General features: G+C 33.2%; 9 protein-coding genes. 3 read left to right on the top strand and 6 right to left on the bottom strand.

Annotation, left to right across the window (positions count from 1 at the left end; translation table 11 throughout):
* Window positions 1–17 precede the first annotated feature (17 nt).
* From KO504_RS02855 to dnaK, 6 genes are all read right to left on the bottom strand, one after another.
* Window positions 18–1,070 carry a hypothetical protein gene (locus KO504_RS02855; protein WP_215924816.1) on the bottom strand — a complete coding sequence of 351 codons (1,053 nt, stop codon included), beginning with the start codon at window positions 1,068–1,070 and terminating at the stop codon, window positions 18–20.
* Between the two features lie 15 nt (window positions 1,071–1,085).
* A complete protein-coding gene (locus KO504_RS02860; RefSeq protein ID WP_215924817.1) occupies window positions 1,086–1,862 on the bottom strand; it encodes a hypothetical protein in 777 nt (258 codons plus the stop codon).
* On the bottom strand, window positions 1,849–2,415 hold the full coding sequence (locus KO504_RS02865) for an RNA polymerase sigma factor (RefSeq protein ID WP_215924818.1): 567 nt from the start codon (window positions 2,413–2,415) through the stop codon (window positions 1,849–1,851). Before KO504_RS02865 ends, KO504_RS02860 begins: the two co-directional genes overlap by 14 nt.
* A 73-nt stretch (window positions 2,416–2,488) precedes the next feature.
* The gene (locus tag KO504_RS02870; protein ID WP_215924819.1) at window positions 2,489–3,004 is read right to left on the bottom strand and encodes an outer membrane beta-barrel protein; all 516 of its coding nucleotides are present in this window, start codon (window positions 3,002–3,004) and stop codon (window positions 2,489–2,491) included.
* Between the two features lie 183 nt (window positions 3,005–3,187).
* Complete coding sequence (locus tag KO504_RS02875) at window positions 3,188–5,851, bottom strand: BspA family leucine-rich repeat surface protein (RefSeq protein ID WP_215924820.1); 2,664 nt, start codon at window positions 5,849–5,851, stop codon at window positions 3,188–3,190.
* Between the two features lie 203 nt (window positions 5,852–6,054).
* Window positions 6,055–7,959 carry a molecular chaperone DnaK gene (gene dnaK, locus KO504_RS02880; protein ID WP_215924821.1) on the bottom strand — a complete coding sequence of 635 codons (1,905 nt, stop codon included), beginning with the start codon at window positions 7,957–7,959 and terminating at the stop codon, window positions 6,055–6,057.
* Window positions 7,960–8,230: 271 nt separating this feature from the next.
* Between dnaK and KO504_RS02885 the strand changes: the two genes are divergently transcribed.
* From KO504_RS02885 to KO504_RS02895, 3 genes are all read left to right on the top strand, one after another.
* Window positions 8,231–11,770: a choice-of-anchor I family protein gene (locus KO504_RS02885; RefSeq protein ID WP_215924822.1), complete on the top strand. Its 3,540-nt coding sequence runs from the start codon at window positions 8,231–8,233 to the stop codon at window positions 11,768–11,770.
* 180 nt (window positions 11,771–11,950) lie between these two features.
* Window positions 11,951–12,445, top strand: a complete 495-nt coding sequence (locus tag KO504_RS02890) for a dihydrolipoamide dehydrogenase (RefSeq protein ID WP_215924823.1) — start codon at window positions 11,951–11,953, stop codon at window positions 12,443–12,445.
* A gap of 133 nt (window positions 12,446–12,578) precedes the next feature.
* Window positions 12,579–14,003: an L-serine ammonia-lyase gene (locus KO504_RS02895; RefSeq protein WP_215924824.1), complete on the top strand. Its 1,425-nt coding sequence runs from the start codon at window positions 12,579–12,581 to the stop codon at window positions 14,001–14,003.
* Window positions 14,004–14,009 lie beyond the last annotated feature (6 nt).

The raw sequence follows: 14,009 nt of genomic DNA on the forward strand, positions 1-14,009 counted from the left end.
AATATTAAGGACTCTTATTAATTAAGATCCAATCTCAAGCCTATTGAAAGGGTATTTATATCTTGAGGGTTATTTTTAAACATAGGACTTACACTATATTTAGCATAAAGACTTAAATCTCTATAACCAACGTATGCACTTGGACCAAAACTAATATTATTCATATTAAACCTATCTTGTTGATTTAAGGTTGTTCGCAAACCATTTTCATCATTAAATTTCATAAACTGTTGTGTATAGATTCTTACTCCTAAATAACCACCTAAACCCATTCTAAAACCACGTTGCGAGCGCAAATAAGACTGCTCTGTTTTACCATGATATTGTGGTTTTGAAAAGTCTAATTCTAAATGTACAGGTAAACTTACATACATATTTGTAAATCGTGATTTATCAATTTTAAAACCGGCATCTTGCAAAGTTGTTTCGTCATTATTAATAACTAAAATAGCGTTATCATGTTCTGGTTTTATTTCATCCGAATATATAGAGAATCCAAATTTAAGATTCCATAGATTAGTAGTTTCTTTTAGCCTATATTTAAAAGTAAAACCAACTTCTCCAAAACCTAAGGGGTTCACTTTAAATCCGTCTCCATAATACCCTCCGTCGTCATTCAAAGCGGTATGCATACCAAATGCAATTACAAATTGTGTTGTAAATCGTTTTTCAATTTTAATTCCACTTATAGAATCTTGATAATAATTTTCTTTAGAAAGTGAGGTAAAAATCGGAATGTCTTCCTTCTCTACTTCTTGTTGACCACTAACCTTATCTTTAATTAAAGCCTGTAATTTTTGTTCTTCAATAAAAACAGCTTCATTTATACGTTTAGCATGGTAACTTGCTAGTCTCTTTTTTTCGACCTCAGCAGCTTCTGAAGTCATCTCGTTTTTTTCAACCTTTTTATCTAGCTTCTTGAGTTCTTTTTTTAAAGTGCTTTTTTCTGCGGTTGTAATAGAGTCAATTCTAGAAGCGATAATTGCTGCTTTTTCTTCAAAATTTTTAGATTGTGCCATTACATATGACGTACAACACAACATGGCAAATATTAAAATTGTATGTTTCATAATAAGATCGTTTATTTAGGGATTAATGTTATGCTCGTAATTTCTATTAGCAACGGCTTCCTTTATTCTTTTAAATTCTTTGCCTGCTCTTTTGAAAATACTTTTGTTTTTTTCGTCAAATAATTCCTTTTCCATTTCAAGTAAAAGCTGATGAGAATCCAAATAAGAATCTGACAACTGTGTTGTATTCTGAATCAAATCTATACCACTATTGTCTTCTGTTGACTCTAAAAGTTGCTCTGCTGTTATGTATTGAAATTGTTTAGGCGACTTTATAACTGCTAAATCTTCGGTCTCTTTTGGTTTTACAAGGTCTTTTTCTATAGTAATTGTAGAATTTTCTGTTGGTAATTTAACGTCCTCATCCGTTTGAATGTCTTGTTTTACAATCTTATTTTTAGACCCTATTCCTTTTGGATTTGAAACGACTTTAGACTGTTTTTTTATGTTAAGTTTTTCATTAGAACCTTGTGGCTCTTCTAATACGATAGCTTTAGTCTCATCTACAGAATCTGGTAATTTTTGTTGCTGAATTTCTTCTGGTAATTCTTTTTCAAAACCGATTTCAATAGGTTGTTCTACGACTCCTTGGTTAAATAGTAATTTACCTCCAACAAAGAACAATCCTAAAACTAAAGACGCAGCTACAGCATAATTTAGCCAAAGTTTTTTCTTCTTTTTAGGCTTAGTGTTTAAAGCCATAATTAAGCGTTCTCTAGCTTCTGAAGATGGCTCTATGCTTCTGTCTTTAAAATTATCTTGAATTAACTTTTCTATATTATTGGGTTCCATTGTCTTTAGTATTTAAATTAGCGAGACTACTTTTTAAAAGCTTTTTAGCATGTGCTAACTGCGATTTTGAAGTTCCTATGCTTACATTTAATAGTTCCGATATCTCTCTATGCTTATAACCTTCAATGACATAAAGATTAAAAATGGTTTTACAACCAATGGGTAGCTGATCTACGGCATTTTGTATAATTTCAGAAGTTGAATTATCAGTTATTGAAGCTGGTTGTGAAAAATAGTAATCTCCAATTTCAACCACATTAAATTTATTCTTCTGAATACGCAAATACGAAATACATTCGCGAACCATAATCCGTCTTAACCAACCTTCAAAACTACCATAAGGTTCGTATTTATTAATATTTATAAATGCTTTATGAAATGATGTAATCATTACATCCTCTGCAAATTGTATATCTTTAATGTATTGTCTACAAACGCCAAGCATCTTCCCCGAAAAGGTATCATAAAGTGCCAGTTGAGCTTTTTGGTTGGATTTTTGTGCTAATCCAACCAGCTCACTCACGTTTTGATTTATAGATACTAATTTTGACATTGTATATGCTGGTCTAATTTTTAATTTTGCAAACGGATTTAATTATAAAGTAATGTTTTAATTATGTTCAATTTTAAATTCTATATTCAAATATTAAACCGGCATTTAATATACCTCCTGGCGAAAAACTACTGAAAGTAGAAACAATTCTTAAACCATAATTTAATTTGCTTTTTAAATTGAACGTGGTTTGAATACCTAAATCTATACCCAGCCCATTGTTATCGTCCTCAAGAATTTTTTTATCAAAATTAATATACGAAAATCCAAATATAGATTCGAGTTTAGTGCTTTCTGATTTTGCAAAATCATAAGTAACTTGAATGGCGTATTTATCTAATTTGTAATTTGTATCCAATGCTTTACTTCTCATAGTTGCATTTGATATTAATAAGCCAATACCTATGTCATTGCTAATAGCATATCCTAAATATGCTTCTAAGTTTTCTCCAGAATCTTTAGCAACCAATTGCTCACTTAATGTAAATCCGAAAGTAAATTTTGATGTATCCGCATTCTCATCCTGAGCAGTAACTAAATTAATACTGAAAATTAAAACTAAAATAATAATGTAGTTTACTTTTTTCATAATACTTGTTTTTAAATGATAATTAATTTTGTTTAAAGCGCACTTATGTTTTCGCTTCTATTAATAAAAACGCTTTTAAAACAAAAAGGGTTGGATGAGAAATAAAAAAAGTTAAAAATAAATGCAAATAAAAAAACGCAATCAAATTAATGACCGCGTTTTCTCTGTATAAATTTCTAATTATTAATTTACAATAACTTTTTTATGTATTAGCCCTTTATTGGTTTCCATAGATAATAGATAAACGCCAAAAGAAAGCTTTTCTGTAGCTAAATAAGTGGTATCTCCTTTAACATCTATTAGTAACTTTCCATGAACATTATACAACTTAGCGGACTTTATATGGACTCCATTATTAACCTTTAAATGAAGACCTCCTTTTGTAGGATTAGGATAAATTGTTACCATCGATTCTAATGAATACGTATTAACACTTAAATTATTTACAACTTCCGTAGAAACCGTGTTTGTTATTATAGGAAAGTTATAATCAAAATATATACGAGCATTACCACTCATTACATCTCCCAATTGAACAGTTGATTTAGGTTTAATTTTGTACGCAATAAAACCTGTACTTCCTAATTCATCAACAGATTCATATGGTAAATTTATAGCATCAAATACAAACTCTATCATATTACCGTTTGTGATATTTACATTGTAATCATGACTTGCACTTGTCACTTTAAAGGTACTCCAATCTAAATCTGTATCTAAATCATCTTCAATTCTAACAAAAGTAGCATTAGCAGTTCCTGTATTTTGAAACCTAATTATGTAATCTAAATAATTAGCAGTGTCATCTTCGGTAATAAATGCACCTTGAAGTACACGTTTATCATTTGGATCGTAAGCATTAACGACAGTTTGTTCTAGTTGGTATGTATTATCATTTGGAGTATAATCATTTGCATTTGGTATAACCGACGCTGTAAAACTTAAAACATCATCTCCATTTACTGTTGGTGGTGTAAAGGTTTGCATTACAATATCGATTTCTTGAGTTTGAAAAGGGTTGAGATCAGAAATAGCAAAGCTTAGGCTATTCGTAGAAGTCACAATTTCTGCGAGTGTTGCCGAAATAAAAGACTGTTTTGAAGCATCAAAAGTTATACTCGCTGTAATATTATGAATAGTTTCTGTACCTATGTTTTCAATTATTAGCTTATAGTTGGCTTCAAATCCTGGTCTTGCATCGCTAATAGGTAAAATTCTTATATTCAAATCTTCTACCGTTTGATTGGCTGTTAAGCAAAAGTCTACAATATGAGTAGGATTAGTATTATTTAATGTCACTGATGTTGTCACAGGTAATACATCAAAATAAAAAGGTGTGTTTATAAGACTTAAATCGTACGTTCCATCTATTAAACTTAAATCATAACTCCCCTCTAAAGCCATAGTACCATAATCAAAATCACTATTTATTGCACTTACAACAATACCATTAGCAACCATATCACTTACATCACAACCATTATTATCTGCATCAAAAAAAACAGCGCCAGAAATTGAATAATTTTCACAATCACTACTGAGTTCATCGTCCACAAAATTCCAACCTGCTTCTTCAATTAAATAAGAGCGCACTGCTGCATCGCAATAAAAAAGATCTTCTGCTATAATCGTTTTGTTTTGTAATCCCGATTGTGCAAAAGCTAGAATTAATGCATCATAATTTGCAGTATCTAGAGCAGTATAACTTAAGAACGTTTTACCATAACTAGGAGAATTCAAATCTATTACCGACTCAAAATTCCAACTTGAAATATCTTGATTAAATGACATGGCGTGATGAAATAACCCATTGATTAATTCAACATTTGATATATCCCAATTATCTAAAGGTTGATTAAATGATGATGCGCCACTAAACATTTCACTTATTGTATGAACGTTAGCCATATCCCAATCATTTAAAGGTTGATTAAATGCCGTTGCATCTTTAAACATACTGTTCATACTTAAAGCTCCTGTGACATCCCAAGCATTAATATCTTGATTAAAAGACGTAGCATTAACAAACATATTACCAAATTCTTCAACATTTGACACATCCCAATTGTCTAAAGGTTGATTAAAAGAAACTGCATTTCTAAACATCCAATACATATCTGTTACCTTAGACACATCCCAGTTATTTAAGGGCTGATTAAAACTACTGTTATCCTCAGTAAAGCATCCAAACATACCAACCATATTAGTTACATTTGAGACATCCCAATCATTAATATTTTGATTAAATGAAGACGCCCTACTGAACATACCACTCATATTTGTTACGTTAGAGACATCCCATTCATTAAGACTTTGATTAAACAGTGTTGCTTCTTCAAATAAAGCGTACATACTAGTAACATTAGAAACATCCCAATCATTTATTGGCGAATTAAACGAACTTGCACCACTAAACATTTCGTCCATATTAGTCACTAAACTTAAATCTGGTGTATCTGTTGCATTTACAACTAAATTCTTCAAACCTTTAAAAGCTCTTTCCATAGATATCCATTGCGCAGTTCCCCATTGTTCTATAGATTTTACTTTTAAATGCATATTATAACCTTGATTATCATAGATTACTCTATTGAAATCTCCACTCACTACTATTGTATAAACGCCTGGTGCGTCATATACATGATGAATACCAGAATTGATATCATCTTCTGTTAAAAAATTACCATCACCCAAATCGATAGTAAATTGTCCACCATAAAATGGATATGTTACATACAGCCCATTATCGTTATCTACTTCATAGGTAATTATAAAATCTTCTAGGTTCTGAGAATAGCTACTAAAACATATAAGAATTGAAGTCCAAAAAAGGTATAGTTTTTTCATGTCGATTGGTGAGTTAGACATTAAATATATATTAATTCAACTTTCTAAAACACAAAAAACGCAACCAAATTAATGATTGCGTTTTTTTCTATATAATTTTAGTCTTCCACTACTTCGAGCTTTGTGCTCTTCGTGAGATACTAACCTTCGTTGTCATAAGCTATTCACACAACTTTCGCAAAGAGCAAAAGTTGGTTATCTGCTTACTTTACTTCTTCAAAATCTACATCTTCCACATCGCTAGACTCATCCGCTGGTTGCTCTGCTCCTGCTTCAGGACCTGCTGCACCACCACCTTGAGCTTCTGCTTGTGCTTTGTACATTTCTTCACTTGCTACTTTCCATGCTTCATTGATTTTCTCTAAAGCTGGTTCTATAACTGCGATATCTTTTGTTTCGTATGCTTTTTTCAATTCTTCAAGAGCATCTTCAATTGGCTTTTTCTTATCGTCAGATAATTTATCACCAAATTCTTTCAGCTGACTTTCAGTTTGGAAAATCATAGAATCTGCCTCGTTTAATTTCTTAGCATTTTCTGCTGCTTTAGCATCAGCTTCTGCATTCGCTTCTGCATCTGCTTTCATCTTTTGGATTTCTTCTTCTGTTAATCCAGATGATGCTTCAATACGGATATCTTGCGTTTTATTTGTTGCTTTATCAGTAGCAGATACTTTAATGATACCATTAGCATCAATATCAAACGTTACTTCAATCTGAGGTGTTCCTCGTCTTGCTGGTGGAATACCATCTAAGTGGAAACGACCAATTGTTTTGTTATCTGCTGCCATAGGACGTTCACCTTGTAATACGTGAATTTCTACTGATGGCTGGTTATCTGCTGCTGTTGAGAATACTTGCGATTTCTTTGTTGGAATCGTAGTGTTAGACTCAATTAACTTAGTCATTACATTACCCATAGTTTCGATACCAAGAGATAATGGTGTTACATCTAATAAAAGAACGTCTTTTACATCACCTGTTAATACACCACCTTGAATACCTGCACCTAAAGACACAACCTCATCAGGGTTTACACCTTTACTTGGCGCTTTTCCAAAGAAAGATTCTACAGCTGCTTGTACAGCAGGAATACGTGTAGAACCACCTACTAAAATTACTTGGTCAATATCAGATTTTGTTAAACCTGCAGCTTTTAATGCTGTTTGACATGGCTCTATCGTTCTTTTAATTAAGTCGTCAATTAACTGCTCAAATTTAGAACGTGTTAATGTACGTACCAAGTGTTTAGGACCACTAGCTGTAGCCGTTACGTATGGTAAGTTAATTTCTGTTTGAGAAGAAGACGATAATTCAATCTTCGCTTTTTCAGCAGCTTCTTTTAAACGTTGTAAAGCCATTGGGTCTTTACGTAAATCCATATCTTCGTCAGCAATAAATTCTTCAGCTAACCAATCAATGATTCTTTCATCTACGTCATCACCTCCTAAGTGTGTATCACCATCTGTAGATAATACTTCAAATACACCATCACCTAACTCTAAGATAGACACATCATGCGTACCACCACCAAAATCGAATACTACGATTTTCTGATCAGTACCTTTTTTGTCCATACCATAAGCTAATGCTGCAGCAGTTGGTTCGTTAATAATTCTTCTCACTTTTAAACCTGCAATCTCACCTGCTTCTTTTGTAGCCTGACGTTGTGCATCGTTAAAGTATGCTGGTACAGTAATTACTGCTTCTGTCACATCTTGACCTAAATAGTCCTCAGCTGTTTTCTTCATTTTTTGAAGAATCATTGCCGATAATTCTTGAGGTGTATATAAACGACCATCGACATCTACTCTTGGAGTATCGTTGTCGCCTTTTACCACTTTATAAGGTACACGCTCTGCTTCTTTTTTAGACTCAGAATACTTGTTACCCATAAAACGCTTAATAGAATAAATCGTTTTTGTAGGGTTAGTCACTGCTTGTCTCTTTGCTGGATCACCAACTTTAATTTCACCTCCTTCAACGAAAGCGATAACCGAAGGTGTTGTTCTTTTACCTTCAGCGTTTGGGATTACAACTGGCTCATTACCTTCCATTACAGAAACACAAGAGTTAGTTGTACCTAAATCAATTCCAATAATCTTACTCATAATTATATTTGTTATTTGTTTTCCGCTTTCACGGAAAGTGTCGTGTTATTATTTTTTTAACTCGATAACTAATAGTCAATGATTATGCCACGGCAAAAAATATGACATGATGTCACTTTAATTAATTGTTATGAGATAATCACAGCCCGCAACATTAGGTACACTTCTACTTAACATTCTTAAAGTTTTCTTCATCCATATATAATATAGAGTATATAATTAAGACATGTTTGGTTGATAATTTCACACCAACTAAAACAACCAAAATATTATGAAACACATTTTACGATTATTATTACTGCTTTTTTCATGCGCTTCTAGTGCTCAGCTTAATACTGGAGATATGGCATTTACTGCTTTTCATGCCAATGACGATGACGATTTTGCTATGGTGACATTTGTTGACATACCTGCAAATAGCATTATCTATTTTTCTGACAAAGAATGGACAGGCACTGCATTCAATTCTGGAGAAGCTAATTACGAATGGCAAACTGGAACAGGTATTATTACTGCTGGATCAATTATTACATTTTACGACATCAGTGCCACACCAAACGTATCACATGGAACTATTGTTGGTTCGCCTGGCGGAATTTCGGCATCATCAGAAGCTATATTTGTATATCAAGGTACAGATATAGACACTCCAACTACATTTATTACTGCTGTTGCAAATTCATCTTCGGCATACGATGATGGCACAGGAACAGGTTTAACAGGCACCGGACTTACAGAAGGCTCTACTGCTATAACTTATTCTAACGGAACTTCATTGGCTGTTTATAATGGACCAAGAACGGGTTATACGGCTAATGGATATAATGTTACCTTAAACAATATGAATAACTATGATTTTGAAAACAATGCTAGCTTACCGTTTAACACGACTCCTTTTGTAATTGCAACGACAGATACTAATCCTCCAAGCGTTGCTAACGTTTATACACTAAACCATACTACATTAGAAGTGGTTTTTACCGAAGCCATAACACAAACTACTGCAGAAACATTAACAAATTATGTTTTCAATCCTATGTTGACCGTTAATTCTGTCGTATATGACAATACTACTTTAACAGCAACCGTGACACATTCTGGTTTTACAGAAGGTATAGCATATAATGTAAACGTTAATAATCTCGAAGATCTATTTGCCAACATTCAAACAACAGCTTATGTAAGTCAAGATTTATATTACAATGCATTAACTTCGGGTTTAATTATCACAGAAATAATGTACAATGCTCCTTCTGACAATTCTAATGCTCTTGAGTTTTTAGAAATCTATAATAACAGTACAGCTTCTATAGATTTAGGAGGTATAACAGTTAATGATGAAGGTAATTTTATCTTTACATTTCCAGAAATGTCACTTGCAGAAGGTGATATAGTATTATTAGCAACTGACAAAGCTACAGCAGACGCTTTTTATGGCGTGACGTTCTTAGACATGCCACAAGCTATATCAAATGCCTTAGGTAATGGAGGAGAATTACTTGAAATTAAAAATTCTAACGGAGATGTCATATCACAAGTTGAATATAGCGACGATGCTCCTTGGCCAACATCGGTAGATGGAGATGGCCCTTCTTTAGAATTGTTAAATCCAAATGCTGATTTTAACGAAGGTACTAACTGGACTCCTGCTACAAATTTAGTCGGTCAATCTATAGGCGAAGATGTGTTTGCCTCACCAGGAAGCTATACACCTGTAACTAATGTTATTCCACAAATAAGTTTTTCTGAAAGCACCTATGTTATTAATGAAGACGAAATAACTGTAGACATTACGGTAGAGTTGTCTGCCACACCAAGTGATGCCGTGTCTATAGATGTGCGTTTAGTTACTGAATTATTAACAGCTACAACTGTAGAAGATTTCACGTTTTCTAACCAAACCTTAAATTTTCCTGCAAATTCTACAAATACAATTACGCTTTCTATTCCTGTAGTGAATGATGCTTTAGCTGAAATGGATGAACTTTTTATTTTAGAACTGTCTAATCCTATTAATGCTACTCTTGGTGCATACGAAACAACTGGAGTTTACATTTTAGATGATGACAATACTATCCCTACACCAACTGACGCCTTAGATATTGAATACATATCTAGTTATTTAGTAGATGATGCTGGTTCTGCCGAAATTGTTGCTCACGATCCAATGTCTGAACGTTTATTTGTATTGAATTCAACAGGTCAAAAATTAGAGATCATAGATTTCTCTGACATTAATGCCATTACAACAATTAATACTATTGATTTATCTATGTATGGCGACCCAACCAGTGTTGCTTATATGAATAATATAGTCGCTCTTGGTATTTCAAAAGGCCCATTAGAAGATGGTGTAGTTGTATTTTGTGATGTCAATGGTACTATCTCTTCTACTGTTACTGCAGGAAATCTTCCAGATATGGTAGGATTTACACCAGACGGCACAAAGCTTTTAGTTGCCAATGAAGGTCAACCTAATGATGATTATTCTGTAGATCCTGAAGGTAGTATTTCTGTGATTGATGTTACAGGTGGATTGGGTAATATTTCTCAAACTAACGTTACGTCAATAAACTTTAATAGTTTTGATAGCCAATTAGCATCATTACAAGCAGAAGGTGTTAGAGTATTTGGTCCCAATGCCACAGTTTCTCAAGACTTAGAACCAGAATACATCACGTTTTCTAGTGACTCTCAAACTGCTTATGTGACACTTCAAGAAAACAATGCTATTGGAGTTATTGATTTAACCACAAACACTATCACAGACATCTTACCTTTAGGCTTAAAAGACCATGCTTTAGCAGGAAACACAATTGATACGTCAGATAAAACAGATTTCGTATTCTTATCTAATTGGCCTATAAAAGGTATGTATATGCCAGATGCTATGGCTTCTTACAACGTTAATGGCATTACTTATTTAGTAACAGCTAACGAAGGTGATGCTAGAGAATATGATACATTTGAGGAAGAAGAACGTATTAGTGATCTCAACTTAGACCCAACTGTGTTTCCTAATGCCGAATTCTTACAATTAGAAAGCAACTTAGGCCGCTTAACGGTTACCAATGCTAATGGTGATTTAGACAATGATGGTGATTTTGATGAAATTCATGTATTTGGTTCACGTTCATTTAGTATTTGGAATACAACTACAGGTGCTTTAGTATTTGATAGTGGTGACGATTTTGAACGCATTACTGCAAATGACCCAACTTATGGCGATTTGTTTAATGTTAGTAATAGTAACAACAACTTTAAAAACAGAAGTGATAATAAAGGGCCTGAACCAGAAGGTGTAACAGTGGCTGAAATTAATGATGAATTTTATGCCTTTATAACTTTAGAGCGTGTTGGTGGTTTTATGACCTACAATATTACCGACCCAAATAATGCTGTTTTTGAAAAATACATTAACAATAGAGATTTAGGTGACGATGAAGGTGGAGATTTAGGTCCTGAAGGCATTATTTATGTAAAGCCAGAAGACAGTCCTAACAACAAAGGTTTAGTAATTATGGCTAACGAAGTAAGTTCTACGTTGAGTTTCTATGCGCTTAACAATAACTCTTTAAGTATTGAAGAACCTACATTAGCGTCAAATACTTTAAAAATGTACCCTAACCCATCCAAATCAAACCAAACGGTATATTTTAATAAATCAGTTTCTGTTGCTTTATTTGATGTTCAAGGTCGTAAAATTTTATCAAAAGAGCATACAATGAGTTTTGAACTCCCAAGTTTAACTGCTGGCACTTATATATTAAAAACAAAAAGTGGTGAAAGCATAAAACTTTTAATTAAATAATTCTGCTAATTTTTTTTTCATTTGAAAGTCGTCTAAAAAGTAATTTTTAGATGACTTTCTTTTTAAGAATACATTACTAAAATCAACTTTAACATGGAAATCCCTATACTTTTATAAAAAAGGCATGCTGTTTGATACAAAATAACAATACATTAGTAATTAATTAAAATTTATATCCTCATGAAAAAAATAGCCTATCTATTATTTACACTTACATTTTTAATAACTGCTTGCGAAGGAGAACAAGGACCTCCAGGTTTTGATGGCGCTAATGGCGTTAACATAGTTGGTCAATCATTTGAAAGAACTATAGATTTTACATCTACAAATAATTATCAAGAAACGATGGAAATTCCTCTTGATATTGATTTATATGAATCGGATATGGTTTTAGTTTACCATCTTAGAGGTCAGGTTGATGGCTATGACGTATGGAAATCGCTTCCAGAAACTGTTTATGTAAACTCTGGAGAGGAATTTCAATATAATTATGAGCATAACTATGATTTCGTTACTATTTTTATTGAATCTCACCCAACATTTGATTTTAACTTATTATTGGATGACGAAAGAATTAATCAAACCTTTAGAATTGTCATACTACCTATAGAATTTGTAAACAGTTCAGATATAGATATTAATGATTACGAATCTGTTATGGAATTTATAGAATAAGCACTAAATATTTAAAATTTATAAAAAGTCTAAACTTATGTTTAGGCTTTTTTTATGTCTTCATTTTTGTGAATATTTGCTAAGTATGAAACAACAAGATGTATATTTGTATTTAACAAAAATGATTTCGTAAATGGAGTGTATTTCTGTATTTGATATGCTTAAAATTGGCGTAGGACCATCGAGTTCTCACACTTTAGGGCCATGGCGAGCTGCCGAACGTTGGATAAAAGAATTAAAAGCTAAAAAGCGTTTTGATAAAGTTGAAAAAATAACGGTAGATCTTTACGGGTCTTTATCACTAACAGGTAAAGGTCATGCTACAGACTTTGCTGTAATTTTAGGCTTAACTGGAGCAGATCCTGAACGTATGCCTATTGAGGATATAGACACCATTATTTCGGGTGTTAAGACAAATCATGTTTTAAACTTTAATAACGAAAGAGCCATTCCTTTTGACTTTAAAACCAATATCATTTTTAATCGGAAATCACTGCCATTTCATTCTAACGGTATGGTATTTAGTGCCCTTATCAATGGTCGGAATTACAAATCTACCTACTACTCTATTGGTGGCGGATTTGTGGTACAAGAAGAGCGAAAAGTTTCTAAAGCAAACAAAATCATCTTTTATTGCACATTTCCTTACCCTGTAGCTTACGGAGAAGAACTTCTCAAGTTTTGTGATCAATTGCAACTCCCTATTTCTGGTGTGGTTTTAGAAAATGAAAAATCGATACGCGATGAAGCCTCTATAGATTTTGAATTAAAACGTATTTGGGATACCATGCTAGAATGCATGTATGTTGGTTGTCATACCGAAGGCAATTTACCAGGTGGCCTCAATGTTAGACGTCGTGCTTATGACATGCATAAAAATATTATTGGAGATAACACCTACGACAATCCACAAGAGTGGCTTGAAACCATTAGAAAAACGGAAGTTAAATTCCGTCAGATTTTAAAATGGGTTAGCTGTTTTGCCTTAGCGGTAAATGAAGTGAATGCATCCTTAGGCCGTGTTGTTACCGCACCTACTAATGGTAGCGCTGGAGTTATTCCGTCTGTATTAATGTATTATTTAGTAATTGAAAATCATGACGCTGATTTTGAACACATCAAAAAATTCCTTTTTGTAGCTAGTGAAATTGGTAGTATTTTCAAGAAAAATGCCACTATTAGTGCTGCAATGGGAGGTTGTCAAGCAGAAATTGGAGTCTCATCTGCCATGGCTGCTGGTGCCTTATGTGAACTATTAGGAGGAACTCCTGAGCAAGTTTTAGTCGCTGCAGAAATTGCTATGGAACATCATTTAGGTTTAACCTGTGATCCTATTGGTGGTTTAGTACAAATTCCTTGTATAGAGCGTAATTCTATGGGAGCTATAAAAGCCATCAATGCCGCTGAATTAGCTCTAGAAACAGATCCTAATAATGTAAAAGTGCCTTTAGACAAAGTGGTTCAGACGATGTGGGAAACTGCAAAAGATATGAGCTCTAAGTATAAGGAAACCTCAGAAGGTGGATTGGCGGTTGGTGTAAACCTTACAGACTGTTAAGTCCTC

It is taken from the genome of Winogradskyella psychrotolerans (genome assembly GCF_018860565.1).
Taxonomy (GTDB): domain Bacteria; phylum Bacteroidota; class Bacteroidia; order Flavobacteriales; family Flavobacteriaceae; genus Winogradskyella; species Winogradskyella damuponensis.